The sequence below is a fragment of the Oryzobacter faecalis genome (assembly GCF_046764005.1).
Lineage (GTDB): Bacteria > Actinomycetota > Actinomycetes > Actinomycetales > Dermatophilaceae > Oryzobacter > Oryzobacter faecalis.
Window position 1 is genome coordinate 194,011 of record NZ_JBKOFW010000003.1, and the last position, 26,130, is coordinate 220,140.

The following is a 26,130-nucleotide window of genomic DNA, read 5'->3' on the forward strand; positions in this document are numbered from 1 at the left end:
CCCTGCACCCGTGCACCGCCCGGCCTGGGCCGAGCTGCCGCTCGGGGACCACCTGCTCGCGGAGAGCCCCCGGTGGGACGCGGTCCGGCAGCGGCTGTCGTGGGTCGACCTCCTCGGCGGGACCGTGGCGACGGCGACGAGGAGCGGGGCTGCGTGGGGCGAGGTCCGTCGCCGGCGCCTCGGACGGATGCCGACGGCCGCGGAGCCACTGCCCGACGGGTCGCTCGCCGTCGCCGTCGACGGCGCCATGTGCGTCATCGACCCTCTCGGTGAGGTGAGCCGGCCAGTCGCGGTGACGGTGGCGCACCCCGAGGTGCGGACCAACGACATGACCGTCGATCCCGCGGGGAGGCTCCTCGTGGGCCTGTTCAGCGAGGACCGCGTCTCGGCTCGTGGTGGCGTCGTCGCGCTCGACCTGCGCCGGCGCACGGTGACCCCCGTCGTGCGCGGGTACGTCACGGCCAACGGGCTGGCGGTGAGCCCGGACGGCCGGGGCCTCTACGCCGTCGACACCGCCAGGGCGACGGTGCGTCGGCACCGGCTCGACGGGCCCCCCGAGGACGCGGGCCGCCTGCTCGTCGTCCATGAGGGGCCGGGGCGGCTGGACGGGCTCGCGGTGGGCCCGGACGGGGACCTGTGGGTCGCCGTCTGGGACGAGGGGCTGATCCACCGCTACGACCCGCGCGGGACGCTGCGACAGGTCCTCGCCGCCCCGGTGGCCCGCCCGACCGCCGTGCTGGTCATCGAGTCCCGTGACGGGCGCGAGCTGGTGGTGACGACGGCGCGTGGCCGCCTTCCGGCAGCCGTCGGCGGCGACGGCGGCGACGGCGGCGACGGCGGCGACGGCGACCCCCGCCCCGAGGCGGTCAGGTCGCCGGAGGGGTCACCCAGCGCCGAAGGGCGTCTCTACGCCGCACCACTTCCGGACTGAGGAGAGGCACGATGGACCGCTTGGAGGCCCTGGTCGCGGAGCGTGACTGCGAGAAGCTCACCTACCGCTACTGCCGGTTCGCCGACGGGGGCGAGGCGTCCCGGCTGGCCGGACTGTTCACCGAGGACGGAGTGTTCGCCACCCCGGACCTCGAGCTGCGTGGTCGGCCAGCCATCGCGGAGACGTTCGCGCGGCGCGAGGCCCTCGCCGACCTGCGGACCCTGCACCTGTGCACGAACATCGACGTCGAGCTGCTCTCGCGGTCCGCGGCGCGAGGGTGGGTCAACCTGTGCCTCTTCCGCCGCTGGCGGGAGCCCGGTTCGCCGGGGCCCGTACCGGTCACGACGCCGGCCCTCGTCGCGTCGTACGAGGACGAGTACGAGCGCGTCGGTGGTCGATGGCTCTTCGCGAGCCGCGTCCAGCACGTGGCGTTCGCCGATCCCACCGACAGCGGGTGGACACGCCCGGGAAGGCATTGACACTGCATTATGCATTAGATATAAAAAGGGCACGATCAGCACCGGCGCTGGGGAGGCACCCATGGATGGCTCGACCGATCTCGACCGCAGGACGTTCTTCAAGGGCGCGGGGCTCATGGGCGCCGCGCTCGCCGTGCCCGGCCTCGTGGCGGGCTGCGGCGACGGCGGCGCCTCCCAGGGCGCCGGAACCCAGACGCTGGAGTTCTGGTGGAACCCCAGCGTCGAGTCCGCCGACCAGATGCAGACGTGGATGAACGGGGTCATCAAGGAGTTCGTCGCGGCGAACCAGGGCACGGCCGTCGAGTCGACGACCCAGCCCTCGGAACAGCTGGCGAGCAACTTCCGCACCGCCTGCCAGTCCAGGACGGGGTCCGACCTCCAGCACCAGTACTCCGGCCCCTACACGTTGCAGTTCGTCTGGGAGAAGTGCATCGCCCCTCTCGACGGAACCCTCGACGCCGAGACGATGGGGCACGTCCTGCCCCCTCAGGCCCTCGACATCTACAAGTTCCAGGGGAAGACCTGGGCCCTGCCCTGGTACAACGCCCCCATCCCCCTCATGTACAACAAGGCCCTCTTCACGAAGGCCGGGCTCGACCCCGAGAAGCCACCGGCCACGATGGACGAGCTCATCTCGGCGGCGGCCGCCCTGCGGAAGGCCGGCATCACCCCGTGGGGGTACGGGGTCAAGAACCTGACCGGCATCGGGAACTTCTCCGGCATGTTCAACACGCAGAACCTCGATGACCCCAAGGAGCTGCTGCCCGTCGTGCTGGGCGAGCAGAAGTACACGGACCCGAAGTTCTCCCAGTGGCTGACCTGGGTCAAGCAGATGATCGACGCCGAGGTATTCAACCCCGACGTCACCTCCCTCGAGTACGCCGACGCGATGAACATGTTCCTCGCCGGCAAGTGCGCCTTCGCCATCACGAGCAGCCTCACGAAGTTCGAGGCGGCCCTGAAGGGCGACCTCGGTGTGATGGCGCCGCCCAAGTGCGGGTCCGGAGCCCTGGCCGGCCGGGTGCACTTCAACTCGCATCCGCTGTTCATCACGAGCTTCTCGGAGAAGAAGGAGCTGGCCGCCAAGTTCCTGGCGTTCCTCCACCGCCCCGAGGCGCTCAACGGCATGTACAAGGCGACCGGCTTCTTCCCGGCTGACGACCGCTTCGACAGCTCGACGATGAACTCCCCCCAGGACCAGCAGCTGTGGGAGCTCCAGAGCAACCAGTCGACGATCGGCTACCAGAACTTCTGGCCCTCGAAGATGGACCGCGAGAACTCCTTCCTCGCCGTGCAGGCGGTGTTCTCGGGGACCGCTCCCGAGAAGGCTGCCGAGGAGGTCGAGCAGCGCCTCGGGGCGTGGCGGCAGTCCGCGGCCAACGAGCTGAAGAACTTCAGGGCGTGGTCCGGGAGCTGATCTCGCGACCGGCCTCCCGTCACGGAGGCGACGCCACCGACCCTGAGGTGACCCCACCGATGGCCACGACCCTGCAGCACCACCGACCCCGCACCACCCGCAGACGGGACGCTCGCGCGGCCGTCGTGTTCATGCTGCCGGCAGCCGCCTTCGTCGGGTTCGTCTTCATCTACCCCATCTTCGCGGTCGTCCGGACCAGCTTCCTGGACCCGTTCACCGACGAGTTCGCCGGGCTGGCCAACTACCGGGCCCTCTTCAGCGACCCGATCTTCCACGCCGCGGTGACGAACAACCTCAAGCTGTTCGTCGTCCTCCCGTTCCTCGTCATCACCTCGCTGGTCGTGGCGCAGATCCTCCACGACCAGATCCGGGGGTGGCGGCTGTACCGCGCCATCATCTTCGTGCCCTACGTCGTACCCGTCGTGGTCGCGGCACTGGTGTTCGGCCAGATCCTCCAGAGCCGGGGCCTGGTCAACGCCATCCTGGAGGCGGTGGGGCTCGGCGGGCTGGCGCAGAACTGGCTGGGGGACCCGAAGACGGCGGTGTGGTCGGTCGCCGGCGTCGTCCAGTGGCGCGAGCTCGCCTTCGGGGTGATCCTCTTCCTCGCCCGGATGACGCAGCTGCCCGTCGACCTGTACGACGCCGCCAGGGTGGACGGGGCGAACTGGTACCAGCGGCTGCGTCACGTCACCGTCCCCCAGATGTCGACGATGATCGCGTTCTACGCCGGCATCATCGTCGTGGCCCTGTTCAACTGGGTCTTCAACTACGTGTTCGTGCTCACCAAGGGCGGGCCCGGGACCAGCACGTACGTCATGGAGTACTACATCTACAGCCGGGCGTTCATCTACGGCGACTTCGGGAACGCCGCTGCGCTGTCGACCCTCATGCTCGGGGCCATCCTCGCCTTCATGGTCACCTTCCTCACGTGGCTGTCGAGGAGGGGGGCGCTGTGACCGCCGTCAGCCGGTACCGACCGGTCGACGTGGTCGGCTCCCTGACCAAGCACGGGGTCGCCCTGGCCGTCACCCTGTCGGCGATCGTCCCGCTGTACTTCATGGTCAGCACCTCGTTCAAGACCGAGGTGCAGTACGCGGACAGCCAGCTGGCCCCGCCGACGTCCCCGACGCTGCTGAACTACGAGCAGATCCTCGGCAACCCCATGTTCCTCACCTGGATCCGCAACAGCTTCGTCCTGACCGTCGTCTCCGTCGCCATCGGGATCGCCATCTCCGCCCTGGCGGCGTACGCGTTGGCGTGCATGGACTTCCCCGGCCGGCAGGTCGCGTTCATCGGCTTCGTCGCCATGCTCGGCGCCCCCGCCGTGACCGTGGCCATCCCCCTGTTCCGGGTGATGGTCGAGGCCAGGCTCATCAACACCCTGCCGGGAGCGGTCATCGCCTACGTGGGCCTGATGATCCCGTACACGACCTACTTCCTCACCGGCTTCTTCAGGCGGCTGCCCTCGGCCCTGTTCGAGGCCGCGCAGCTCGACGGTGCCGGGCACCTGACGATGTTCCGGAGGATCGCCCTCCCGCTGTCGCGCCCGGGCGTCATCACCCTCGCCATCGTCAACACGCTCTGGGTGTGGAACGAGCTGCTCATCGCCATCATCTTCCTGCAGCGCAACGACAAGCGGACACTCATGGCCGGGCTCACCGTCTTCCAGGGCGAGTTCTCGAGCAACATCCCCGCGATCATGGCCGGGCTGACCATCGCGGCCCTGCCGATGTTCGTCCTCTACGTCACCGGCGTCCGCTACTTCCTGTCCGGCTTCATGGCCGGCTCGGAGAAGTGATGTCACTCCTCGTGCCCGTCCTCGTGGTGGTGCTCGCCGGGGTCCTCACGGGCGTCACCGGCTTCGGCTTCAGCGTCCTGTCGGTGCCCCTCCTCCTGCTCGTGCTCCCTCCTCGGGAGGTCGTCGTGATCGCCCTGTGCCTGGTGCCGCTCACCAGCGCGGTCCTCCTGCTCTCGCCGAGCCTTCGCGGGCAGGTGCGTGCGAGGACCGTCGGTGCGCTCACCGCGTGCTCCGTCATCGGCCTTCCCGTCGGCATCGTCGTGTTCGAGCACGTCGACCCGATGTGGGTCACCGGGCTCATGGGTGTGGTCCTGGCCGCGTACGCCGGCTACGGGCTGGCCGGCTCGGGCCGCGTCGCCGTCCACCGGCACTGGGTCGTCCCCAGCGGTGTCCTCGGCGGCATCCTGGCGACGAGCACCGGCCTGAGCGGGCCGGCTGTCGCGATGTACGTCCACGGCCGCCGGGTCTCCGCGCGACAGCAGGCCGCGACGATGGCCGCCTACGTCGGCGCCGTCAGCATCCTCGGCCTGGCCCTGCTGACCCTGCGGGGAGCCGTGGCCTGCACGGACCTGCGGCTCGTCGCGCAGATCGGCCCGGCTGCGGTCGCCGGGACGCTGCTGGGCCGGTGGTGGGCGGGCAGACGCCACGACCTGCTCGACCGCGTCACGCTCGTGGCGCTGGGACTCATGGGGGTGTGGACGTTGGGACGGGCACTGGTGTGGTTGACGAGAGGAGCGTGGGGATGACGGACACGAGCAGGGGCGCCGCCCCGGGGAGCCTGAGGGGCGTGGTCCCCATCCCGGTGACCACCTTCAGCAGCGGCGGGAAGCTCGACCTGGCCGGGTTGCGCTCCCAGGTGGAGTTCTGCCTCGGCCACGGCGCCGACGGCATCCTCTACCCGGGCGTGGTCAGCGAGTTCTACACACTGAGCGACGACGAACGACGAGCAGCCGTCGAGACGGTCGTGGACGCCACCAGCGGTCACGTACCGGTCGCGGTCGGTGTCACCGGGGCCAGCACCGACACCGCGGTCGACTTCACCCGTCACGCGGCAGGTCTCGGGGTGGCGGCGGTGATGACGATGGTCCCCTACGTCCAGCACTTCTTCGCCCCGTCGACGTCCTTCGTGGTCGAGCACACCCGCCGGGTCGCAGAGGTCGGTGTCCCCGTCATCATGCAGAACGCGCGGGTCGGGTTCCCCCTGGGAGCACAGGCACTCGCCGACGTCGTCGCCTCCGTTCCCGGTGTGCGGTACGTCAAGGAGGAGAGCAACCCTCCCACCCAGGGCATCTCGGCCGTCATCGGGGCGCTCGGCGACGCCATCGACGGCGTCTTCGGCGGCATCGGCGGGGTGTACCTCGTCAACGAGCTCGAACGGGGAGCGGTCGGGACGATGCCGTCGCCGGCCTTCGTCGACCGCGTGGTCTCGGCCTACCGGACGTGGACCGAGCACGGTCCGGACACGGCCCAGCAGGAGATCGACGCCATGGGGTCGCTGTTCACCCGCGAGGTGCTCTACAACGTCGCGTTCCACAAGGAGGTGCTCCGACGGCGTGGCGTCATCAGCGACGCCACCGTGCGCATCGCCAGCCCGGCCCTGGACGAGGTCGACCTCGCCGACCTCGACCGGATGATGCGAGGAGCCGGGCTGTGAGCACGAGCGCCCCGACGGCAGGTGGTGCGCGCCACGCCCTCGTCGTCGGGTCCAGCTCGGCGATCGGTCTGGCGATCGCCGAGCGCCTCCGTGGGCGGGGCGACGAGGTCCTGGGTGTCAGCCTCGACCCGGCCGAGGGGGTGTGTGAGCACCTGGTGGCCGACTGCTCCGACCCCGCCGAGGTGGCCCGTGTGTTCGAGGTCGTCCTGGACCGCTTCGACGGGCGCCTCGACGTGCTCGTCACCGCAGCCGCGCGGAACCCCCGCGCCCGCGCCGTCGACCAGACCGACGAGATGTGGCGCACCGCCCTCGGGGCCACCCTCGACTCCGCCTTCTACAGCGCCCGCGCCGCGCTGCCGCACATGCCGCGCGGAGGCAGCGTGGTCGCCGTGTCCTCGGTGATGTCGCACCACGTGTCGCCCGGCGTCGCCGGCTACGCGGCCGCCAAGGGCGGCCTGGAGGCGCTCGTCCGCGTCCTCGCGCTCGAGCACGGCGCTGCCGGCATCCGCGTGAACGCGGTGGCCCCCGGCCTGATCGGCGGTCAGGACCTCGTCAACGCCGCGGAGGGCTACCCGCTGGGGCGGACCGGCACCGCGGAGGAGGTGGCGGCCGTCGTCGACTTCCTCGCGTCACCGGAGGCGTCATTCGTGACCGGCACGGTGGTCACCGTCGACGGTGGGCTGTCCGTCACCCAGACCGGAGCCTGGGCCCGCCCGGACCTGCGCCGTCTCATCGACCCCGGGTCGCCCGACGCCTGGCCCACCGGCCCCGGGGACCGCCGATGAGACGGGCGGTCGTCACCGGAGGGATGAGCGGGCTCGGTGCCGCCTGCGCCGAGCGCCTCGCCGACGAGGGGCTCGACGTCGTGCGGCTCGACGTCACACCGGACGCCGACGAGGTCGTGGACGTCAGCGACGAGGCTGCGGTGCAGGCTGCCGTGGCCCGGGTCGGGCGCGTGGACGTCCTCGTGAACAGCGCCGGCGTCGTGGGCCCCAACGCGCCCCTGGTCGACGTGTCGACCTCGGACTGGGAGCGGACCTTCGCGGTCAACGTCACCGGGACGTTCCTCATGTGCCGCACCGTGGTGCCCGCCATGGTGGAGGCCGGTTGGGGCCGCGTCGTCAACCTGGCCTCGATGGCGGGCAAGGACGGCAACCCGGGGCTGAGCGCCTACTCCGCCTCCAAGGCGGCCGTCATCGCCCTGACGAAGTCGCTCGGGAAGGAGCTGGCGACGAGCGGGGTGCTCGTCAACGCCGTGACCCCGGCCGTGTTCGAGACCCCGATGAACGCGACGACCGCGCCGGAGGTGCTGGACCGGCTCGTCTCCCTGATCCCCATGCGCCGGCTGGGACGTCCCGAGGAGCTCGCCGCACTCGTGGCCTGGCTCGCCTCGGACGAGTGCAGCTTCTCCACGGGCGCCGTCTACGACATCAGCGGCGGACGTGCGACCTACTGACCCTTCGCGACCGGCCGTGGTCGCGCGAACGACGAGGAGGACGGCACGGTGCGACTGATCCGAGTGGGACCCCCCGGTGAGGAGTCGCCGGGCGTCCTGGCGAGCGACACCACCTACGTCGACGTCTCCGACGTGGTCGGGGACTTCGACGCCCGGTTCTTCCAGGACGGTGGCGTGGACGCCGTGCGGCCGCTGGTGCGCGAACGCGTCGCGGCCGGACTGGTCCACGACCTCTCCGGGCTCCGTGTGGGCCCGCCCGTCGCCAGACCGCACCAGATCCTGTGCATCGGGCTGAACTACCGCGACCACGCGGCCGAGACGGGACAGCCCGTTCCCGACGAGCCCATCGTCTTCACCAAGGCGCCCAACACCCTGGTCGGCCCGGATGACGACGTCCTCATCCCTCGGGGGTCGACCAAGACCGACTGGGAGGTCGAGCTGGCGATCGTCATCGGGCGACGGAGCAGCTACCTCCCGGATGCGGAGGCCGCCCGTGCGGTGATCGCGGGCTACGCCGTCTGCAACGACGTCAGCGAACGGGCCTTCCAGCTGGAGCGTGGCGGGCAGTGGTGCAAGGGGAAGTCGGCGGCCACCTTCAACCCGATGGGACCCTGGCTGGTGACCGCGGACGAGGTGGGCGACCCGTCGTCCCTCGAGCTGTGGCTCGACGTCAACGGGGAACGGCGCCAGCGGGGCAGCACGTCGACGATGGTCTTCGACCCTGCGACCATCGTGCAGTACCTGAGCCAGTTCTTCGTGCTCGAGCCGGGCGACGTCATCAACACCGGGACCCCGCCGGGCGTCGGGATGGGGATGCAGCCGCCGGTGTTCCTCAGGGCCGGCGACGTCATGGAGCTCGGGATCGGTGGCCTCGGACGGCAGCGCCAGCGGGTGTGGTCAGCGGTGGCGGACGGGGTGTGAGGCCACGACCGAGGGCGGGCCCACACGCCCGCCCCCGGTCACCCCACCCCTCAGTGGGTCATGGCGTACCAGGCCGCCGCGGCGACGGCGAGGACGACGACGCTCATCGCGGGCACCCAGGCCCAGTGCACGTGCCCGCGGGGGACGACGACCGGCTCGACCGCCTCGGGAGTCGGGGTGGGGTCGCTCGCGTCGCCCCAGCGGTGGGGGCCGGCGTCGACCTCCTCCTGCTCGGCCCTGCCGACGACGTCCGACGCGAGCGCCGGGTGCTCGTCGGGGAGGTCGGCCTCCGGGAGGCCGAGGCGCTCCCCGAGCTCACGGGCGCTCGCCGGGCGGTCCTCCGGCTTCTTGGCCAGGCACTGCTCGATGAGGGCGCGCAGCCCCGGCGGGACGTGCGGGGGAAGTGGCGGCGGCGGGTCGTTGACCTGGGAGAGCGCCGTCGCGACGGGGGTCCCCTTGTCGAACGGGCGTCTCCCGGTGAGCATCTCGTGGGCGACGACCCCGAGGGCGTAGAGGTCCGACGCCCCGGTGGCCCGCTCGCCGAGCGCCTGCTCGGGGGAGAGGTAGTGGGGCGTGCCGAGGACCTCGCCGGTCTGGGTGTGCCCGGACCCGTCGACGGCGCGGGCGATGCCGAAGTCGGTGAGCTTCACCGTGCCGTCGGGCGTGACGAGGATGTTCGCGGGCTTGACGTCGCGGTGGACGACGCCGGACTCGTGCGCGGCGCCGAGGGCCAGGGCGGCCTGCCCCATGATCGAGCGCACGCGGGCCGGGTCGAGGGCACCCTCACGCTGGACGAGAGCCGACAGCGGCTCGCCGGGGACGAGCTCGAGGACGAGGTAGGCGAACGGCTCGTCCTCGCCGTAGTCGAGGACGGTCGCGACGTTCGGGTGCGCGAGGTTGGCCGAGTGCAGCGCCTCGCTGCGGAAGCGCCGCGCGAACACCTCCTCGTCGGTGCCGGGGCGCAGGACCTTCACGGCCACCTCGCGCTCGAGCACGCGGTCGTGACCCTCCCAGACGTCTCCCATGCCCCCGGAGGCGATCCGGGCCCTCAGTGCGTAGCGGTCCCCGAGGACGAAGCCCTCGCCGAGGCGGTTCATGGGGAGTTCCGGCAGGTCACGACCGCGATCATAGCCCTCGGGTGAACCGGTCGGCGGCCGCCGTTCACCTGCGATGTCGAAGCTCTGTCGAGAGTCACGCTCGGCGGTCGTCACGACCGGACCCCCCTCGCGGTCTCCGAGGGGAGCGGCTCGAGCTCGACGAGGGCGTCGGGGTGGGCGGAGGGTCGAGGGCGGCGGCGTCCGGCATGCCCCGTTGAGTACCCCCCGCCGCCCTCCCCAATCCCCGGACGGGTCCCGGACCTCCCGGGGCCCGCCCCGGAGGCCACGGCCTCGAGGCGGATCCGCCGGGCGGTGAGCACCCGCTCCTCGAGCTTCTCGGCCGCCTTGAGCGACCCGGAGGAGTCCCGCGCCGGCAGCTGGAGCGAGCGCTCCGCGTGCAGGCCCGCCTCGAGCTCGCGGATGCGCTCGAGCTCGGCGTCGACCTCGGCCCCGAACAGGAGCGCGAGGTTGGTGATCCAGATCCACAGGAGGAACACGACGATGCCGGCGAGCGAGCCGTACGTCTTCGCGTAGCTGCCGAACGTCGAGACGTAGACGCCGAACCCGATCGAGGCGAGGACCCACAGCAGGATCGCGACGGCCGCGCCGACCGACACCCAGCGGAACCGCGGCTGCTGGACGTTCGGCGTCCAGTAGTAGAGCACTGCGACCATGCCCGTGACGATGACGAGGATGACCGGCCACTTCGCGATGCTCCACGTCGTCACCGCAGCGGCCTCGAGCCCGATGGCCCGGCCCACCGCCTCGGCCACCGGTCCGCTGACGACGAGGCCGACGAGGACGAGCCCCGCGAGGACGACGAGGACGAGGGTGATGAGCACCTGCTGGGGGCGCAGCTTCCACACCGGCCTGCCCTCGGTGACCTCGTAGACACGGTTCATCGCGCGCCCGAACGCCCCGACGTAGCCGGATGCCGAGAAGAGGGCGGTGGCGATCCCGAGGACGAGCGCGAAGCCGGCGCCGCTCGCCCCGACCATCGCCCGGATCGGCTCGGCGAGCTGCTCGGCGGCGTCGCCCTGCCCGAGGCCGCGGATGACCTCGAGGAGTGCCTGGGTCGTCGACTCGCCCTGGCCGAACACGCCGAGCAGCGACACGAGGGCCAGCAGGGCGGGGAAGATCGACAGGATCGAGTAGTACGTCAGGGCGGCCGCGAGGTCGGTGCACTGGTCGCGCTGGAACTCCGCGAAGGCCGACTTCCCCGTGACGCGCCAGCCTCGCCGGTCGATGTCGGTGGGGGAGGCCGGCTTGAAGGCGGCGTCCGGGTGCGGGGCGGTCATCGCCCCAACCTAACGGGGGCGACCGCGGTGGACGGTGCGAGGGACCGGCGACCTGCGGCGACGCGCGCGGAGCGCCCTCGGCGGGCCTGCGGCACCACCCGGGTGCGACACTGGCGCGATGAGCCAGGACGGCGGACGCGCGCTCCCCCGGCGCCCCGTGCCCTTCGGGCCGGACGCGCTGGAGGCCCACGGCGGCACCCTCCCCGGTCCCGCCGAGATCACCGAGGTCGCCCACCAGACCGCCGCCATCCTCGTGGGGGCCGGGCGGGCCGCCCACGACCCCGACATCACGAATCGCCTCGTGGGGCTCGTCGACGACCTGGGCCTGTCCACCGTCGCCGACCTGTGGTCGGCCCGACCGGCGAGGTCCCTGCCCGGCGCCCTCTGGCGGCTGTACGCCCTGCGCGAGTGGGTGCGGCGCAGCCCGGAGGAGGCGAGCCGGCAGTACACCGCCGGGATCCGGTTCACGGACGTCGCCCACGCCGTCGCGGGGATCGCCGAGCCGCCCCGACCGGAGGAGCTCCAACGGGTCGCCGACCAGATCCTCGCGGGGGTCTTCGAGGGCGACCTCGCCGTCGCCCTCGAACGGGCCGCGGCCTTCTGCGCGGTCATCTCGGCGGGACGGGCCGAGCTCGCCCACGACCGGGACGCCGCCGACCCCGACGGCGCCCACGACCTCACGCGATCCGGCGCGGCGATGCTCACGACGGGCGAGGACCTCAGGGCGTGCGCGCACCTGTGGCGGGCCGGCGACCTCGACTGACGTCACGCCCCGTCCCGGAACACCACCGTTCGGGAACACGACGGCGGGGAGGAGGCGTTAGGGTCGTTCGTGGGTGCCGGGCCGCGGCAGCCCCGGGTCCCAACATCAGCCGCTACGAGCGGCCACGCGCCGTGAGGCGCTCCCGGTCCGGCACCCGCCTCCGTCAGCAGTTCGGGCTATCCGCCGTGGCCCCGGCACGACCCGACCGAGCCATGACGTTCGACACCCCGTGGTCAGGTCGAGTCATTTCGCTGTGGACAACCTCCACAAGGCCGTGGGCGCCCGTAGGGTCGAGGCGTGATGCCGGACCCGTCGCTCAACGACGAACAGCTCGAGGCCGAGATCAGGCTCGTCGGCGACCTCGTTCTCGCCGCGTCGCAGAGCGAGAGCCCGCTCACCCAGGCCCAGATCGACGAGGTGCTCGGCATCGAGGACGGTACGGTCGGCGTCGCGGCGGCCGACGAGGGCTGACCGCCCTGGACGCCCGGCCCCCGGCTACCCGTCGTCCTCCTCGTGGCCATAGCCTGTACACCACTGACTGGCCCCCTTTCTGGAGACCGACCGTGGGCATCCGCCTCACCCCGAAGGACCCCCGCTTCTTCGACCTCTTCGGCGCGTCCGCGCGCCACCTCGTCGACGCCGCGGGCGAGCTCACCGCCCTCCTCGGCGCCTCGGCCGAGGAGCGTGAGCTGATCCTCAAGCGGGTCCACGAGATCGAGGCGTCCTCCGGCGAGGCCACCCACACGATCATCCGCGAGGTCGGCGGCTCGTTCGTCACCCCGTTCGACCGCGCCGACATGCACGCGCTCGCGGTCCAGCTCGACGGGTGCGTCGGCCTCATCGAGGCGGCCGTCGACCTCATCGTGCTCTACCGCGTCGACGAGGTGCTCCCGCGCGTCGCCAAGCAGGTCGAGGTCATCGCCCGGATGGCCGAGCTCACGGCCGACGCCATGCCCCGCCTGCGGTCGATGAAGGGCCTCACCGCGTACTGGGCCGAGGTCAGCCGGCTCGAGAGCCGGGCGAACAAGCAGTACCGCCGGATGCTCGCCGAGCTGTTCAACACCCCCAAGCTCGACCCCATCACGGTGATGAAGCACAAGGACATCATCGACGCGCTCGAGGCCGCGGCCAACGGCTTCGAGGCCGTCGCGCTCAAGGTCGAGGCGATCGCGGTCCGGGAGTCCTGAGCGGGGTGGACTGGCTGCCCGTCGCGCTCGTCGTCGTGCTGGCGATGGGCTTCACGTACACGAACGGCTTCCACGACGCCGCGAACGCCATCGCCACGTCGGTGACGACGCGCGCGCTGACGCCGCGGATCGCCCTCGTGCTGGCGGCGGTGATGAACCTGCTCGGCGGGTTCGTCGGGGTCCGGGTCGCGCAGACGATCGGCGGCGACATCATCGAGGTGCCGATGGGGGGAGCGGGCGTGGCGATGTGCGCCGGCGCCCTCGTCGGGGCCATCGGCTGGAACATGCTGACGTGGTGGCGGGGGCTGCCCTCGTCGTCGTCGCACGCGCTCATCGGCGGGCTCGGTGGGGCGGCGCTCGCGGGCGGGGCGACGGTCAAGTGGGACTCGATCCTCGACAAGGTCGCGGTGCCGATGCTCCTGTCGCCGGTCGTCGGGCTCGTGGGCGGCTTCGCGCTGATGGCGGCCATCCTGTGGCTGTTCCGGACGAGGCGGCCGGGGCCGACGGCGCGCGGGTTCCGGTACGCGCAGACGGTGTCGGCGGCGGCCATGGCGTTCGGCCACGGCATGCAGGACGCGTCGAAGACCGCCGGCGTCGTCGCGCTGACGCTCATCGCGAGCGGCCACCGGGAGGTCGGCGACGAGTCGATCCCGGTGTGGGTCATCGCCCTGTCGGCCGTCGTCCTCTCGCTCGGGACGTACGCCGGCGGGTGGCGGATCATGCGCACGCTCGGGCGCCGCATCATCGATCTCGACCCGCCGCAGGGGTTCGCGGCGGAGACGACCGCGGCGGCGGTGCTCTACGTGGCGACCGCCACGGGGGCGCCGATCTCGACGACCCACGCCATCACGTCGGCGATCATGGGCGTCGGCTCGACGAAGTCCCTCAAGGCGGTGCGATGGGGCGTGGCGCGCCAGATCGTGCTGGCCTGGGTGCTGACCTTCCCCGGGGCCGGTCTGGCGGGGGCCCTCGCCTACGGCCTGCTCGCCTGGCTGACCATCTGACCGCCCGCCGCTGGGGCGCTGGTCAGGGTGACGGGACGATCCGCCCGCGGGGACGGCCGCCCGCGGGGACGACCGTCCGCGGGGACGACCGTCCGCGGGGACGCCCGCCCGCGGGGGCGACCGGCCGCGGGGACGCCCGCCCGCGGGCACCTCATCCGCTGACTACGCTTCGCTCCCCCTGACGAAGCAAAGCGTGCTGCCTCCCGTGGAGGAACGGCTGCCTTTGCCTCGTGCCGGGAGGCAAAGCGTGTTGCCTCCCGTGGCGCGGCCCCTGCCTTTGCCTCGTGCCGGGAGGCAAAGCGTGCTGCCTCCCGTGGCGCGGCCCCTGCCTTTGCCTCGCGCCGGGAGGCAAAGGGTGTTGCGCCGTGGGGCGGGGCAGCTGCCTCTGCGTCCTCTGGGGAAGCGAAGCGTACTGGCCGGGAGCAGGTCGGTCGTGTGCGCCCTCGGGGAGCAGGTCGGTCCTGTGCGCCCTCGGGGAGCAGGTCGGTCCTGTGCGCCCTCGGGGAGCAGGTCGGTCCTGTGCGCCTTCGGGGAGCAGGTCGGTCCTGCGCGCCCTCGGGGAGCAGGTCGGTCCTGTGCGCCCTCGGGGAGCAGGTCGGTCCTGTGCGCCCTCGGGGAGCAGGTCGGTCCTGTGCGCCTTCGGGGAGCAGGTCGGTCCTGCGCGCCCTCGGGGAGCAGGTCGGTCCTGTGCGCCCTCGGGGAGCAGGTCGGTCCTGTGCGCCCTCGGGGAGCAGGTCGGTCCTGTGCGCCCTCCGGGAGCAGGTCGGTCCTGCGCGCCCTCTGGTAGCCGACAGCCCAGGGAAGCCCCCGACGAGGCCCGCGGGGGCCGCGGCCGGGGCGTTGTTGTGGACGCAGCACCGGCGCGACCCCCGCGGGTGGTCACGAGGCCGGGGACGGAGCCCCGGCGGCACGGTCAGCCGAAGCGACCGCTGATGTAGTCCTCCGTCGCCTTCTCGGTCGGGTTGGAGAAGATCCGCTGGGTGTCGCCGACCTCGACGAGACGGCCCGGCTCACCGGTCGCCTTGAGGTTGAAGAAGGCCGTCTGGTCGGAGACCCGCGCCGCCTGCTGCATGTTGTGCGTGACGATGACGATCGTGTATTCGGACTTCAGCTCGTTGATGAGGTCCTCGATGGCGAGGGTGGAGATCGGGTCGAGCGCCGAGCACGGCTCGTCCATGAGCAGCACCTGCGGGTTCACCGCGATGGCGCGGGCGATGCACAGCCGCTGCTGCTGGCCTCCCGAGAGCCCGGCCCCGGGCTTGTCGAGGCGGTCCTTGACCTCGTTCCAGAGGTTCGCGCCCTTGAGTGAGGCCTCCACCACCTCGTCGAGCTGCTTCTTGTTCTTCAGCCCGTTGAGCCTCAGCCCGGCGGCGACGTTGTCGCGGATCGACATCGTCGGGAACGGGTTCGGCCGCTGGAACACCATGCCGACCGTCCGGCGCACCGACACGGGGTCCATCGACGAGGCATAGAGGTCCTGGTCGTCGAGCATGACCGACCCCTCGACGCGCCCGCCGGGGATGACCTCGTGCATCCGGTTGAGCGTCCGCAGCACGGTGGACTTGCCGCAGCCGGACGGGCCGATGAAGGCCGTCACGGACCGGGGCTCCACCGTCAACGTGACGCCTTCGACGGCCTTGAAGTCGCCGTAGTAGATGTCGAGGTCCTTGACGTCGATCCGCTTGGCCATGGTGGGTGCTCTTTCGTCGCTGCTGGGTGGATGCGTTCGGGGGGAAGGGTTCTCAGCCCTTGACCTTGCTGAAGCGGCCGATGAAGCGGCCCAGCAGGTTGAGGAGGAAGACGAGGAGGATGAGGGTGAGCGCGGCGCCCCAGACCCGGTCGATGGCGGGCTGGAGGTTCTCGGTCCGGTCCTGGTTGATCATCGTGGGCAGGGTGCCCATGAGCCCGCCGAACAGGTCGTAGGCGATGACCTTGGTGTACGGGCCGAGGATGATGAGGGGGGCCGTCTCGCCCATCACCCGGGCGAGGCCGAGCAGGATGCCGGTGACGATCCCGGACAGCGCGGTCGGGACCACGATCCTCATGATCGTCTTCCATTTGGGCACCCCGAGCGCGTAGGACGCCTCGCGCAGCTCGTTCGGCACGAGCTTGAGCATCTCCTCCGTCGACCGTACGACGGTCGGGATCATGAGGAGGGCGAGGGCGAGGCAGACCGCGAACCCGACGCGCTGGAAGCCGAAGGTCGTGACCCACAGGGCGTAGATGAACAAGGCCGCGACGATCGACGGGACGCCGGTGAGGATGTCGACCATGAAGGAGACGGCCCTGGCCAGCCGGCCGCGACCGTACTCGACGAGGTAGACCGCGGTGAGGACGCCGATCGGGACCGAGATCGCGGCGGTGACGACGGCCTGGAGCAGGGTGCCCTGCACGGCGTGGGCGGCCCCCCCGCCGACCCGGCGGGCGGTGATCCCGGCCTGGCTGTTCGTCCACCACGTCGCGTCGACGAGCATGTGCCCGCCCTTGACGATGGTGCTGCCGAGGATCCACAGCAGCGGCACGCAGGCGATCGCGAAGGCGCTCCACATGACGACCCGGGCGAGGATGTCGCGCGCGGCCCGCCCCCCGGACTTGGCGCGAAGCTGACCACCGAGCGGGGACCGCGGGCCCACGGGCCCGGCGGTGGTCGTGTCCTCGAGCTGGACGGTGCTCATTCGGTGAAGGCCTTCCTGCGCTCGATGACGATGCGGGCGATGGCGTTGACGATGAAGGTCAGGACGAACAGGACGAGGCCCGCGGCGATGTAGGCCCCCGTCTTCTGCGGGGTGTCGAACTCGCTGGCGCCCAACGCGATCCGCGAGGCGAAGGTCGAGCCACCGGAGAAGATCGACCAGCTCCAGGGGGAGGAGGCGTTGAGGGTCGACAGGATGATGACGACCGCGAGGGTCTCGCCGAGCGCCCGGCCCAGGCCGAGCATCGCCGCGCTGATGACGCCCGGCTTGCCGTAGGGCAGCACGGCCACGCGGATCATCTCCCACTGGGTCGCGCCCAGCGCCAGGGCGCCCTCCTTGTGGGTCGTCGGGACCTGCGCGAACACCTCGCGCGAGATCGCGGTGATGATCGGGAGGATCATGATCGCCAGGATGATGCCGGCGAAGGCGAGGGTCGACTTCGCGGAGGTCCCGGCGTCGGCGAGGAAGGGGACCCAGCCGAAGACGCTCGTCATCGCGTCGGCGACGGGCTGGAAGTACTGGCCGGCGATCTGGATGGCCCAGAACCCGTAGACGATCGACGGCACGGCGGCCAGCAGGTCCACGGTCGCGGCGGCCGGCCGCGAGAGCCACCTCGGGGCGTACTGGGTGATGAAGAGCGCGACCGCGACGCCGAGGGGGACGGCGATGGCCATGGCGATGACCGACGAGACGACGGTCGCCCAGGCGAGGTCCGCGATGCCGAAGCGCGGGTTCGCGCCGCTGGGCTCCCACACCCGCGAGGTGAGGAAGTTCGCGTCGTTGTTGAGCAGGGACGGGACGGCCTGCCAGACGAGGAAGACCCCGACGAGGGTGACGATCGCGATGACGAGCAGACCGGACCCGGTGGCCAGTGCGCCGAACACCCGGTCGCCGAGGCGGCCGGTGCCGGCGCGGTCGCCCTGGAGCGGGGGCCGCCCGTCGGGCCCGGGCAGCTCGTCGCCGACCGAGCGGCCGGTGATGGAGGTCGTCACGGTGGTCCTCGTCGTTCTCTCGCTGGTCTGAGGTCGTGCCGGAGGGGGCGGGCCGGTGTCCGGCCCGCCCCCTCGCGGTCAGGTCGGCGGCCGGAGCCGCCGGGGGACGGTGGTCAGGAGATCGCCTCGATGGCGGCCTCGACCTTGGTCTGCACCGAGGCGGGGAGCGGGGCGTAGCCGATCTCCTCGAGGCTCTTCTGCACGTCGGCGGAGGCGAAGTGCGACAGGAAGGCCTTGATCTGCTTGCCCTTCTCCGCGTCCTTGTTCTTCGAGCAGACGATCTCGTAGGTGACGAGGAGGATCGGGTAGGCGCCGGCCTCCTTGGTCGCGTAGTCGAGCTTGAGGCGCAGGTCGTTGCCCTCGCCCGCCGCCTCGGCGGCCTCGACGGCCTTGCCGACCGACTCACCGGTCAGCTCGACGGCGCCGCCGCCGTTGTCGACCTGGGCGATGCCGAGGTCGTTGTCCTTGGCGTAGCTCCACTCGACGTAGGTGATGCCGCCCTCGGTGGACTTCACGCCCTCGGCGACACCGGCCGACTTCTCCTTGCCCTCGCCCTTGCCGGTCCACTTCTTCGACGGCTCGTCGGTCCAGACCCCACCCGAGGCGGCCTCGAGGTACTTGGTGAAGTTCTCGGTGGTGCCGGACTCGTCGGAGCGGAAGAAGACCTTGATCGCGGTCGACGGGAGCTGGACGCCCGAGTTGACGGCGGCGATCTTCGGGTCGTTCCAGGTGGTGATGGTGCCCTTGAAGATGTCCGCGGCGACGGCCGGGGTCAAGGTGAGCTTGTCGACGCCGGGCAGGTTGTAGGAGATGGCGATCGGGCCGGTGACCATGGGGAGGTTCCACGCGGGCGAGCCACAGTAGGCGGCGGCCGCGTCGGCCTCGACGACGCCGTCCTTCTCCTCGGTCTTCAGCGCCGAGTCGGAGCCGGCGAAGTCGACCTGGCCGGCGATGAACTGCTTGATGCCCGCGCCGGAGCCGGTCGGGTTGTAGTTGACGGTCGCTCCGGAGCACACCTCGCCGAAGGAGGCCGCGGCCTCCTCGAAGGCGTTCTTCTGCGCGGAGGAGCCCTCGGCGTTCAGGGTGCCCTCGAAGCAGTCGGCCGAGGCCGACGCGGAGCCGGAGGCCGAGCCCGAGGCGCCCGCACCCGCGCCGGCGTTGTTGTCGGAGCCGCAACCCGCGAGGGCGATCGACCCGACCAGGGCGAGAGCCGCCACCTGGCCGAAACGCTGAATCTTCACTGTCTGTACCTCTCGGAGGACAAGGGTCATGGGGGCCGGGCTGCAGTGCCCGACGTCAGCGACGGTAAGGACGCCGGATGACGCATCGGCCCGTCCCGGGTGAACGCCCCGTGAACGGCGCCCGGCCATTGGCCGTCCGGTTGGTCAGCGCATCCGTCCTGCCGCCCGCGGCTCAGAGGGAGGGGAGGTGGCGCTCGACCGCGACGACGCGTGCCTCCTCGCCACGCCCAACCACGTGGCAGACGAGCGCCTCGCCCTTGGCGAGCTCCTCGTCGCGTGCCTCCGCGAACGCCTCGACGACCTCGACGGCCCCCTCGGTGTCGAGGTCGAGCCGGGCGGCGACCTCGTCGAGCAGGGCCGGAAGCACCGGGCCGTGCGAGCAGATCAGGGCCGCCTCACCCCTGTCGAGGACGCGCAGGAGGTGACGCCGGGCCTTGAGGGGCGCCTCCGCGTGGCCCTCCTCCGACAGCCCGTCCCGCGTGCGCACCCGCAGACCGGCGGCCTTCGCGAACGGCGCGACGGTGTCGACGCACCGCAGCGAGGGTGAGCTGACGATGCGGGTCGGCCCGTAGGCCCCCAGCACGGCGACGAGGTCGCGCGCCCGCGCCCGACCCGCGTCGTCCAACGGGCGCCGCCTGTCGTCGGGGCCGTCGAACGCCCCCCGGCCCACGGCGTGCGCGTGCCGCACGAGCACGAGCGGCCAGGTGTCGAGCCGGTCGTTCTGCTGCAGGCGCACGAGGGCGAGGAGCTGGTCCCGGTCCCGGGCGTAGTCGAGCCGGGCGTGGGCACCGGCGACGTCGAGCCACACGACCTCGTCGATCTCGTTGACGAGCCGCCCGTCCCCGCCCGTCACCTGGGCCGACCAGTACCGCACGACCTTGTCGCCGGGCAGCCCCCGGTCGAGCACGACGTAGCGCGACTCCGGCAGCGGGGGACCGAGCCGCACGACGAGCCCGGTCTCCTCGGTCGTCTCCCGCGCGGCTGCGACCGCCCAGTCCTCCCCAGGGTCCAGCTTGCCCTTGGCCCACGACCAGTCGTCGTAGCGGGGACGGTGGACGAGGGCGACCTCGAGCACACCGTCGCGGAGGCGCCACGGCACCGTCCCGGCGGCGGGGATCCTCGTCGGAGACACGGTGTCCGGGTCCGGCAGGGGCGCCTCAGCGCCGCCGGGCCTTCCGGCGCCGCTTGGCGTGCATCTCGATGAGGGCGAACTGGAGGTCGGCGAGCGGCGCGCCCTCGTCGTCGACGTGGTTTCGCGTCCACCGCCCGTCGCTGCCGAGGCGCCAGTGCGAGTACTCGTCGCTCATCCCCCGGGCCATGAGGGCCTGGAGGTCGGCGATGTGGCGCGGGTCGCTGAGGCGCACCAGCGCCTCGACGCGACGGTCGAGGTTGCGGTGCATCATGTCCGCGCTGCCGATGTAGACGACGGGCTCGCCGCCTCCCCCGAAGAGGAAGATCCGCGAGTGCTCGAGGAAGCGGCCGAGGATCGAGCGCACCTCGATCGTCTCCGAGACGCCGGGGATGCCGGGGCGCAGCGCGCAGATGCCGCGCACCCACAGCTGCACCCGGACTCCGGCCTGCGACGCGCGGTAGAGGGCGTCGATGACCTGCTCGTCGACGATCGAGTTGACCTTGATGGCGATGTGCCCGGTCCCGGGGTTCGCCCGCTCGTGTTCGATCTCGGCCTCGATGTGCGTGATGAGCCCAGAACGGACCGAGCGCGGGGCGACGAGGAGGCGCTTGAACCGGCTGCGCGGGGCGATCCCCGAGAGCTGGTTGAACAGGCGGGTGAGGTCCTCACCGACCTGGTCGTCGTCGGTGAGGAGGCCGAAGTCCTCGTAGACGCGCGCGGTCTTGGGGTTGTAGTTGCCGGTGCCGACGTGGCAGTAGCGCCGCAGCCCCTCGGCCTCCTGGCGCACGACGAGCGCGAGCTTGCAGTGCGTCTTGAGCCCGACGATGCCGTAGACGACGTGGACCCCGGCGTGCTCGAGCTTGCGGGCCCAGCTGATGTTGTTGACCTCGTCGAAGCGCGCCTTGATCTCGACGACGGCGAGCACCTGCTTGCCCGCCTCCGCCGCGTCGATGAGGGCGTCGATGATGGGGCTGTCGCCGCTCGTGCGGTACAGCGTCTGCTTGATGGCGAGCACCCGCGGGTCGGCGGCGGCCTGCTCGATGAACGCCTGCACGGAGGTCGAGAACGAGTCGTACGGGTGCTGCAGGAGGACGTCCTGCTTGCGGATCGAGGCGAACAGGTCGCGGGCCTTGGCGCTCTCGGTCGGCGCGAGGTCGGCGTTGGTGCGGGCCACGAACGGCTCGAAGTGCAGCTCGGAGCGCTCGAGGTCGGCGATGACGTTGAGCGCCCGGATGTCGAGGGGGGCCGGCAGCCGGTAGACCTCGGAGGAGGCGACCCCGAGCTCGCGGACGATGAGGTCGAGGACGTGGTCGTCCATGACCTCCTCGACCTCGAGGCGCACCGGCGGACCGAAGCGCCGACGGGTCAGCTCGCGCTCGAGCGCGGTGAGGAGGTTCTCGGCGTCGTCCTCCTCGACCTCGAGGTCCTCGTTGCGGGTGACCCGGAAGGTGAAGTGCTCCCGGACCTCCATCCCGGGGAAGAGGTGCTCGAGGTGGGCGGCGATGACGTCCTCGAGGGGCACGAACCGGGTGTCGTACATGTCCGCGAGGGCGTCCTCCTCCGGCCCGGCCTCGACGCGCAGGAGGCGGGGGAGCACCTCGGGCACCTTGACGCGGGCGAAGTGCTCCTTGCCGGTGCGCGGGTTCACGAGGACGACCGCGAGGTTGAGCGAGAGCCCGGAGATGTAGGGGAACGGGTGCGCCGGGTCGACGGCGAGTGGGGTGAGCACGGGGAAGAGCCGCTGGCGGAACACCGAGCCGAGCCGGGTGCGCTCCTCCTCGGCGAGCTCGTCCCAGCGGACGATGGTGATGCCCTCGGTCTCGAGCGCCGGGCGCACCTGGTCGCGGTAGACGCGGGCCTGCATCGACATCAGCTCGTGCGCGACGTGGCTGATCTGGTCGAGGACCTCGCGCGGCTCCAGGCCCGACGCCGACCGCACGGCGATGCCGGTGGCGATGCGGCGCTTGAGCCCGGCGACGCGGACCATGAAGAACTCGTCGAGGTTCGAGGTGAAGATCGCGAGGTACCGGCAGCGCTCGAGGAGCGGGACGTTCTCGTCGGCCGCCAGCTGGAGGACCCGCTCGTTGAACTGCAGCCAGCTGATCTCGCGGTCGAGGAAGCGGTCGGCGGGCAGCCCCTCGCCCTCGTCGAGCGGACCGCCCTGCGACGCGCGGACGAAGCGGCCGTTGGTGGCGCGCGGCTGGTGCGAGCGGGTCTCGCTCGCCGACGCGCTCGCGATCGACACCTCGCTGACGATGTGCGCCTCCGCCGCGGCCTCGGCCGCCTCGTCGGTGGCAGAGGTCTGCTCGTCCACCTCGACTCCCGGATCCGTCGTCGTCATGCGCCAATCCTGTCAGGTCGGGCGTCCGACGTCAGGCTGGCGCCCGCGCGACCACGGAGTACTGGCCGTCGACGGCTGCGTCGGTGAAGCCCAGGCGCGCGTAGGTGCGCCGGGCGGCGGTGTTCTCGCCGTCGACGTAGAGCTCGACCTCGCCGAGCCCGAGGCGCGCCAGGTGGGCCAGCCCGAGGGCGGTGAGCGGTCCGCCGAGGCCACGGCCCTGGTGCCCCGGGTCGACCCCCACGACGTACACCTCACCGCTCGACGACCCCGGCTCGACCTTGGTCCAGTGGAAGGCGACGACCTGCCCGCTCGCGTCGTCGACGACGAGGAGGAAGCCGGCGGCGTCGAACCAGGGCTGCGCCATGCGCTCCCTCAGGTCGGCGACGGTGAGCCGGCCCTGCTCCGGGTGCGTCGCGAAGGCCGCCGCGTTGAGACGCACCCAGGCCTCGTCATCACGGCCGGGTTCGAAGGGGCGGACGGAGAACCCCTGCGGCAGAACGGGGTCGGCACGGTCGTCGTCGGTCAGGGGGCGCGTCATCCGGTACAGGCTGCGGGTCAGGACGAGGCCGGCGGACGCGGCCAGCGCCTCGGCGGCCGGGAGCAGCCCGTGCGACCACACGCTCCGAGCGCCCTCGGCGAGGGCCGCGTCGAGGAGGGCGCGGCCGTGCCCCGCCCGCCGGTGCGAGGGGTCGACGACGAGCTCGGCGACGGCGTCCGGGGTTCCGGTGGAGGCCACCTGCGCGTACCCGACGAGGGCGTCGTCATCGGCGTACCGGAGCAGGTGGACCACCCCGGCCCGCGGCTGCGGACCCACCGCGAGGCGGAAGGCCTCGGACACCGCGCCGACGCCGTCGGTCTCGAGGGCCCGTGCCCACAGCTCGTGGAGGGTGTCGGCGGTCGAGGCGTCGACCGAGGTGGCCCGCTCGGTGCGGGCCACGTCAGCCCTCGACCTCGGAGAAGCTGTCGGCGACCTCGGGGACGAACCGGTACCCGACGTTGCGGACGGTCCCGATGAGCACCTCGTAGTCGGTGCCGAGCTTGGCGCGCAGCCGCCGCACGTGCACGTCGACCGTGCGGGTGCCGCCGAAGTAGTCGTAGCCCCAGACCTCCTGGAGCAGCTGGCTGCGGGTGAACACCCGTCCGGGGTGCTGTGCGAGGTACTTGAGGAGCTCGAACTCCTTGTAGGTGAGGTCGAGCAGGCGGCCCCGCAGCCGGACCGAGTAGGTGGCCTCGTCGATGACGAGGGCGCCGGCGGTGATGGGGCCCCCCTCGTCGGGGACCGCCTCCGCCGTGCGCCCGAGCGCGAGCCGCAGCCGGGCCTCGAGCTCGGCCGGACCGGCGGTGTCGAGGAGGACGTCGTCGATGCCCCAGTCGCTCGTGATCCCGGCGAGTCCGCCCTCGGTCACGACGGCGAGGAGGGGCGAGGAGATGCCGGTCGTGCAGATGACGCGGCACAGCGACTTCGCCATCGCGAGCTCGCGGCGGGCGTCGACGATGACGACGTCGGCCTGCGGGGCGTCGACGAGGGCGCTGGCCTCCGCCGGGAGGATGCGAACATGGTGCGACAGCAGCCCGAGCGCCGGAACGACCTCGGCGGAGGGCGCCAAGGTGTTCGTCAACAGCAGCAGGTGGGCCATTGCCCCACAGGATAGGCGGTCATGCACACGCAACGTCCGGATGTCGGCGCCGGTGAGACGAGCCCCCAGGCCGTCACCGTGCGCTACTGGGCCGGGGCCCGGGCGGCCGCCGGCGTCGACGAGGAGCGCGTGTCCGGCGTCGCGACCGTCGGCGAGCTGACCGCGCGCCTCCTCGCCGGGCGGCCTGCGCTGGCCGCCGTCCTGCCGGTGTGCACCGTCCTCGTCGAGGGGCGGGCGAGCGAGGCCGCGACCGTCGTCGCCGAGGGGTCGGTCGTCGAGGTCCTGCCGCCCTTCGCCGGTGGATGATGGGAGGATGCCGCGCGTGGACGACCGAGCGACCGAGGTGACCGCGGAGGTCAGCGAGACCCGGGCGTCGCGGCGGGCGCGGCGCGAGGCCCTGCTGCGCGACCCGGTGCTGCCGGCGCTCGCGACCGTGCCGCGGCCCCTCGCCGTCGTCGCCACCGTCGTCCTCGCCGCCCTGCTGGGCCTGGCCCTCGTCGCCGACCCCGTCGTCCTCGCGGCCGGGCTCGCCTGGGCCGGGATCGTTCTCGCCTGGGGCTGGCCGGGCCTGCACGGCTCCTCGAGCCGGTTCGGGTCCTCGCTGGCCATCGGCGTCGTGGCGGTCCTCGGACCCGCCGCGGCGGTCGTGCCCGCCGACGAGCCCTACCTGCGCCTCGTGCCCGTCGCGGTGGTCGCCGGGCTGGCCGTGATGTTCGTCCACCAGATGGTGCGGCGCGACGGGCGGCCCCGGCTCACCGAGTCGATCGCCGTCACCTCGTTCGGGATCGCCGTCGTCACCCTCGGGGCGGCCTGGGTGCCCCTGACCCGCAGCGGCCGGGCGGCCGACCTCGCCGTCATCGCGTTCGCCGCCGTCGCCGCGTCCGCGCTCGGCGACCTCGTCACCGGGCTGGCCAGGCTGCGGCCGTGGATGCTGCCGATCGCCATGCTCCTCGGCGGGGGTGCGGGCCTCGTGGTGGCCGCGCTGCTCGGTGGCCCCGACTCCGGGCCCGCCGCGCTCACCGGTCTCCTCTGTGCCGCCGTGGCCCATGCGGTGCGCCGCGTCCTCACGGTGCTGCCGGCGATCGGCACCTTCCGGGCCCAGCTCGCGTCCGGGGCCGCGAGCGCCCTCGTGCCGGGCGTCGTCGTGTACGTCCTCTCGCTCGCCCTCGTCGGCTGAGCAGCGGCCGGGTCAGTAGACGAGCGAGCGAGCGCCGGGCGCGACGACCTCCTCGACGAACGCCGCCGCGCCCCGGACGACCGCGCCCGGGAGCAGGTCGGCCTCGGTGAGCTCGCGCCGCGCGGCGCACTGGCCGCACACCGTGACGCGGGCGCCGTCCAGCAGCGCGTCGCGCAGCTCGGCGAGGGGTGCGGCATGGGGGAGGGCGACGTCCTCGGCCCGGCCCGGCACCGCCATCCAGGTGGCGTCGCCGGTGAGCCAGAGGCTGACGTCCAGGCCGGACGCGAGGGCGGTCGAGGCGACGGTGAAGCCCTGGTTGAGGCGCTCGGGGGCCTCGGTACCGCAGGTGACCTTGACGACGAGGGTGGTCGCGGGGGACTCCATAGACTGCACCCTATGGTCTTCACGCTCGACACCTCCCTCCACGAGGACCTCGCCCCCCTCGCCTGGCTCGTCGGCCGGTGGGCGGGAGCCGGCCTCGTGGGCTACCCGACGATCGAGTCGCAGCGCTTCGGGCAGGAGGTCGTCGTCAGCCACGACGGGCGCCCCTTCCTCGAGTGGCGCTCCCGGACCTGGCTCCTCGACGACGACGGCAACCAGGTGCGCCCGCTCGCCACGGAGGTGGGCTTCTGGCGGATGACGCCGCCGGCCGAGGACGGCACGAACGTCGAGCTGCTCCTCACCCACCCGACGGGCATCGTCGAGATGTACGCGGGCGTTGCCGAGACCGCCAAGGTCGAGCTGCGCACCGACGGGGTCATGCGCAGCCCGTTCGCCAAGGAGTACACCGCGGGTCACCGCATGTACGGCTACGTCAACTCCGACCTGCTGTGGGTCATGGACATGGGCGCCGTCGGGCAGCCGCTCCAGTCGCACGTGAGCGCTGAGCTCAAGCGGGTCGAGTGACGCTGC

General features: G+C 72.1%; 28 protein-coding genes. 17 read left to right on the plus strand and 11 right to left on the minus strand.

Features of this window, described 5'->3' with window-relative positions; translation table 11 throughout:
* Positions 1 to 10: 10 nt before the first annotated feature.
* From ACK8HX_RS07590 to ACK8HX_RS07635, 10 genes are all read left to right on the plus strand, one after another.
* Positions 11 to 931: an SMP-30/gluconolactonase/LRE family protein gene (locus ACK8HX_RS07590; RefSeq protein WP_411940070.1), complete on the plus strand. Its 921-nt coding sequence runs from the start codon at positions 11 to 13 to the stop codon at positions 929 to 931.
* Between the two features lie 11 nt (positions 932 to 942).
* On the plus strand, positions 943 to 1,410 hold the full coding sequence (locus ACK8HX_RS07595; RefSeq protein WP_411940071.1) for a nuclear transport factor 2 family protein: 468 nt from the start codon (positions 943 to 945) through the stop codon (positions 1,408 to 1,410).
* Positions 1,411 to 1,471: 61 nt separating this feature from the next.
* Positions 1,472 to 2,827, plus strand: a complete 1,356-nt coding sequence (locus ACK8HX_RS07600) for an ABC transporter substrate-binding protein (protein WP_411940072.1) — start codon at positions 1,472 to 1,474, stop codon at positions 2,825 to 2,827.
* Between the two features lie 59 nt (positions 2,828 to 2,886).
* Positions 2,887 to 3,783 (plus strand): carbohydrate ABC transporter permease, encoded by an 897-nt coding sequence (locus ACK8HX_RS07605; RefSeq protein WP_411940073.1) that lies wholly within the window; start codon positions 2,887 to 2,889, stop codon positions 3,781 to 3,783.
* A complete protein-coding gene (locus tag ACK8HX_RS07610) occupies positions 3,780 to 4,625 on the plus strand; it encodes a carbohydrate ABC transporter permease (protein ID WP_411940074.1) in 846 nt (281 codons plus the stop codon). The genes ACK8HX_RS07605 and ACK8HX_RS07610 overlap by 4 nt, the downstream gene beginning before the upstream one ends.
* Positions 4,625 to 5,371 (plus strand): TSUP family transporter, encoded by a 747-nt coding sequence (locus tag ACK8HX_RS07615; RefSeq protein ID WP_411940075.1) that lies wholly within the window; start codon positions 4,625 to 4,627, stop codon positions 5,369 to 5,371. The genes ACK8HX_RS07610 and ACK8HX_RS07615 overlap by 1 nt, the downstream gene beginning before the upstream one ends.
* Positions 5,368 to 6,279 (plus strand): dihydrodipicolinate synthase family protein, encoded by a 912-nt coding sequence (locus ACK8HX_RS07620; RefSeq protein WP_411940076.1) that lies wholly within the window; start codon positions 5,368 to 5,370, stop codon positions 6,277 to 6,279. The genes ACK8HX_RS07615 and ACK8HX_RS07620 overlap by 4 nt, the downstream gene beginning before the upstream one ends.
* Positions 6,276 to 7,064 carry an SDR family NAD(P)-dependent oxidoreductase gene (locus ACK8HX_RS07625; RefSeq protein ID WP_411940077.1) on the plus strand — a complete coding sequence of 263 codons (789 nt, stop codon included), beginning with the start codon at positions 6,276 to 6,278 and terminating at the stop codon, positions 7,062 to 7,064. The genes ACK8HX_RS07620 and ACK8HX_RS07625 overlap by 4 nt, the downstream gene beginning before the upstream one ends.
* Positions 7,061 to 7,735 carry an SDR family NAD(P)-dependent oxidoreductase gene (locus tag ACK8HX_RS07630; protein ID WP_411940078.1) on the plus strand — a complete coding sequence of 225 codons (675 nt, stop codon included), beginning with the start codon at positions 7,061 to 7,063 and terminating at the stop codon, positions 7,733 to 7,735. Before ACK8HX_RS07625 ends, ACK8HX_RS07630 begins: the two co-directional genes overlap by 4 nt.
* Positions 7,736 to 7,783: 48 nt before the next feature.
* Positions 7,784 to 8,656, plus strand: a complete 873-nt coding sequence (locus tag ACK8HX_RS07635) for a fumarylacetoacetate hydrolase family protein (protein ID WP_411940079.1) — start codon at positions 7,784 to 7,786, stop codon at positions 8,654 to 8,656.
* Positions 8,657 to 8,706: 50 nt separating this feature from the next.
* On the opposite strand, the gene ACK8HX_RS07640 is transcribed toward ACK8HX_RS07635, so the two are convergent.
* Positions 8,707 to 9,753: a serine/threonine-protein kinase gene (locus ACK8HX_RS07640; protein WP_411940080.1), complete on the minus strand. Its 1,047-nt coding sequence runs from the start codon at positions 9,751 to 9,753 to the stop codon at positions 8,707 to 8,709.
* Between the two features lie 110 nt (positions 9,754 to 9,863).
* On the minus strand, positions 9,864 to 11,051 hold the full coding sequence (locus ACK8HX_RS07645; RefSeq protein ID WP_411940081.1) for a YihY/virulence factor BrkB family protein: 1,188 nt from the start codon (positions 11,049 to 11,051) through the stop codon (positions 9,864 to 9,866).
* 118 nt (positions 11,052 to 11,169) lie between these two features.
* On the opposite strand from ACK8HX_RS07645, the gene ACK8HX_RS07650 reads away from it, so the two are divergent.
* The 4 genes from ACK8HX_RS07650 (at position 11,170) to ACK8HX_RS07665 (ending at position 14,005) form a co-directional block, all read left to right on the plus strand.
* On the plus strand, positions 11,170 to 11,814 hold the full coding sequence (locus ACK8HX_RS07650) for a hypothetical protein (RefSeq protein WP_411940082.1): 645 nt from the start codon (positions 11,170 to 11,172) through the stop codon (positions 11,812 to 11,814).
* Positions 11,815 to 12,111: 297 nt separating this feature from the next.
* A complete protein-coding gene (locus ACK8HX_RS07655; protein ID WP_411940083.1) occupies positions 12,112 to 12,285 on the plus strand; it encodes a hypothetical protein in 174 nt (57 codons plus the stop codon).
* Between the two features lie 92 nt (positions 12,286 to 12,377).
* Positions 12,378 to 13,001: a DUF47 domain-containing protein gene (locus tag ACK8HX_RS07660; protein ID WP_411940084.1), complete on the plus strand. Its 624-nt coding sequence runs from the start codon at positions 12,378 to 12,380 to the stop codon at positions 12,999 to 13,001.
* A 5-nt stretch (positions 13,002 to 13,006) separates the two neighbouring features.
* Positions 13,007 to 14,005, plus strand: coding sequence for an inorganic phosphate transporter (locus ACK8HX_RS07665; protein WP_411940085.1), 999 nt, complete (start codon positions 13,007 to 13,009; stop codon positions 14,003 to 14,005).
* Between the two features lie 913 nt (positions 14,006 to 14,918).
* Here the strand turns inward: ACK8HX_RS07665 and pstB are convergent.
* The 8 genes from pstB to ACK8HX_RS07705 form a co-directional block, all read right to left on the minus strand.
* Positions 14,919 to 15,695 (minus strand): phosphate ABC transporter ATP-binding protein PstB, encoded by a 777-nt coding sequence (gene pstB / locus ACK8HX_RS07670; RefSeq protein ID WP_411940086.1) that lies wholly within the window; start codon positions 15,693 to 15,695, stop codon positions 14,919 to 14,921.
* A 52-nt stretch (positions 15,696 to 15,747) separates the two neighbouring features.
* Positions 15,748 to 16,680 (minus strand): phosphate ABC transporter permease PstA, encoded by a 933-nt coding sequence (pstA, locus tag ACK8HX_RS07675; protein ID WP_411940087.1) that lies wholly within the window; start codon positions 16,678 to 16,680, stop codon positions 15,748 to 15,750.
* Entirely contained in the window at positions 16,677 to 17,690 is a 1,014-nt protein-coding gene (gene pstC / locus ACK8HX_RS07680; protein WP_411940088.1) for a phosphate ABC transporter permease subunit PstC, read from the minus strand. The genes pstA and pstC overlap by 4 nt, the downstream gene beginning before the upstream one ends.
* 113 nt (positions 17,691 to 17,803) lie before the next feature.
* Positions 17,804 to 18,931, minus strand: a complete 1,128-nt coding sequence (gene pstS, locus ACK8HX_RS07685) for a phosphate ABC transporter substrate-binding protein PstS (RefSeq protein ID WP_411940089.1) — start codon at positions 18,929 to 18,931, stop codon at positions 17,804 to 17,806.
* 172 nt (positions 18,932 to 19,103) lie between these two features.
* Positions 19,104 to 20,063 (minus strand): NUDIX hydrolase, encoded by a 960-nt coding sequence (locus ACK8HX_RS07690; RefSeq protein ID WP_411940090.1) that lies wholly within the window; start codon positions 20,061 to 20,063, stop codon positions 19,104 to 19,106.
* 25 nt (positions 20,064 to 20,088) lie between these two features.
* Positions 20,089 to 22,404 carry an RNA degradosome polyphosphate kinase gene (locus ACK8HX_RS07695; RefSeq protein WP_411940091.1) on the minus strand — a complete coding sequence of 772 codons (2,316 nt, stop codon included), beginning with the start codon at positions 22,402 to 22,404 and terminating at the stop codon, positions 20,089 to 20,091.
* A gap of 31 nt (positions 22,405 to 22,435) precedes the next feature.
* The gene (mshD, locus tag ACK8HX_RS07700) at positions 22,436 to 23,341 is read right to left on the minus strand and encodes a mycothiol synthase (RefSeq protein WP_411940092.1); all 906 of its coding nucleotides are present in this window, start codon (positions 23,339 to 23,341) and stop codon (positions 22,436 to 22,438) included.
* Position 23,342: 1 nt separating this feature from the next.
* A complete protein-coding gene (locus ACK8HX_RS07705; protein WP_411940093.1) occupies positions 23,343 to 24,041 on the minus strand; it encodes a winged helix-turn-helix transcriptional regulator in 699 nt (232 codons plus the stop codon).
* A 21-nt stretch (positions 24,042 to 24,062) separates the two neighbouring features.
* On the opposite strand from ACK8HX_RS07705, the gene ACK8HX_RS07710 reads away from it, so the two are divergent.
* A complete protein-coding gene (locus tag ACK8HX_RS07710) occupies positions 24,063 to 24,347 on the plus strand; it encodes a MoaD/ThiS family protein (RefSeq protein ID WP_411940094.1) in 285 nt (94 codons plus the stop codon).
* 16 nt (positions 24,348 to 24,363) lie between these two features.
* On the plus strand, positions 24,364 to 25,218 hold the full coding sequence (locus tag ACK8HX_RS07715; RefSeq protein WP_411940095.1) for a hypothetical protein: 855 nt from the start codon (positions 24,364 to 24,366) through the stop codon (positions 25,216 to 25,218).
* 12 nt (positions 25,219 to 25,230) lie between these two features.
* Here the strand turns inward: ACK8HX_RS07715 and ACK8HX_RS07720 are convergent, their stop codons facing one another.
* Positions 25,231 to 25,602, minus strand: a complete 372-nt coding sequence (locus ACK8HX_RS07720) for a DsrE family protein (RefSeq protein ID WP_411940096.1) — start codon at positions 25,600 to 25,602, stop codon at positions 25,231 to 25,233.
* Between the two features lie 12 nt (positions 25,603 to 25,614).
* Between ACK8HX_RS07720 and ACK8HX_RS07725 the strand changes: the two genes are divergently transcribed.
* Positions 25,615 to 26,124 carry a heme-binding beta-barrel domain-containing protein gene (locus tag ACK8HX_RS07725; protein WP_411940097.1) on the plus strand — a complete coding sequence of 170 codons (510 nt, stop codon included), beginning with the start codon at positions 25,615 to 25,617 and terminating at the stop codon, positions 26,122 to 26,124.
* Positions 26,125 to 26,130 lie beyond the last annotated feature (6 nt).

Bases quoted from the DNA above. Each gene is read 5' to 3' on its own strand.
- ACK8HX_RS07595 (WP_411940071.1), top strand. From the start codon at position 943: ATGGACCGCTTGGAGGCCCTGGTCGCGGAGCGTGACTGCGAGAAGCTC.
- ACK8HX_RS07600 (WP_411940072.1), top strand. From the start codon at position 1,472: ATGGATGGCTCGACCGATCTCGACCGCAGGACGTTCTTCAAGGGCGCG.
- ACK8HX_RS07605 (WP_411940073.1), top strand. From the start codon at position 2,887: ATGGCCACGACCCTGCAGCACCACCGACCCCGCACCACCCGCAGACGG.
- ACK8HX_RS07615 (WP_411940075.1), top strand. From the start codon at position 4,625: ATGTCACTCCTCGTGCCCGTCCTCGTGGTGGTGCTCGCCGGGGTCCTC.
- ACK8HX_RS07620 (WP_411940076.1), top strand. From the start codon at position 5,368: ATGACGGACACGAGCAGGGGCGCCGCCCCGGGGAGCCTGAGGGGCGTG.
- ACK8HX_RS07630 (WP_411940078.1), top strand. From the start codon at position 7,061: ATGAGACGGGCGGTCGTCACCGGAGGGATGAGCGGGCTCGGTGCCGCC.
- ACK8HX_RS07640 (WP_411940080.1), bottom strand. From the start codon at position 9,753: ATGAACCGCCTCGGCGAGGGCTTCGTCCTCGGGGACCGCTACGCACTG.
- ACK8HX_RS07645 (WP_411940081.1), bottom strand. From the start codon at position 11,051: ATGACCGCCCCGCACCCGGACGCCGCCTTCAAGCCGGCCTCCCCCACC.
- ACK8HX_RS07650 (WP_411940082.1), top strand. From the start codon at position 11,170: ATGAGCCAGGACGGCGGACGCGCGCTCCCCCGGCGCCCCGTGCCCTTC.
- pstB (WP_411940086.1), bottom strand. From the start codon at position 15,695: ATGGCCAAGCGGATCGACGTCAAGGACCTCGACATCTACTACGGCGAC.
- pstA (WP_411940087.1), bottom strand. From the start codon at position 16,680: ATGAGCACCGTCCAGCTCGAGGACACGACCACCGCCGGGCCCGTGGGC.
- ACK8HX_RS07695 (WP_411940091.1), bottom strand. From the start codon at position 22,404: ATGACGACGACGGATCCGGGAGTCGAGGTGGACGAGCAGACCTCTGCC.
- ACK8HX_RS07705 (WP_411940093.1), bottom strand. From the start codon at position 24,041: ATGGCCCACCTGCTGCTGTTGACGAACACCTTGGCGCCCTCCGCCGAG.
- ACK8HX_RS07710 (WP_411940094.1), top strand. From the start codon at position 24,063: ATGCACACGCAACGTCCGGATGTCGGCGCCGGTGAGACGAGCCCCCAG.
- ACK8HX_RS07720 (WP_411940096.1), bottom strand. From the start codon at position 25,602: ATGGAGTCCCCCGCGACCACCCTCGTCGTCAAGGTCACCTGCGGTACC.
- ACK8HX_RS07725 (WP_411940097.1), top strand. From the start codon at position 25,615: ATGGTCTTCACGCTCGACACCTCCCTCCACGAGGACCTCGCCCCCCTC.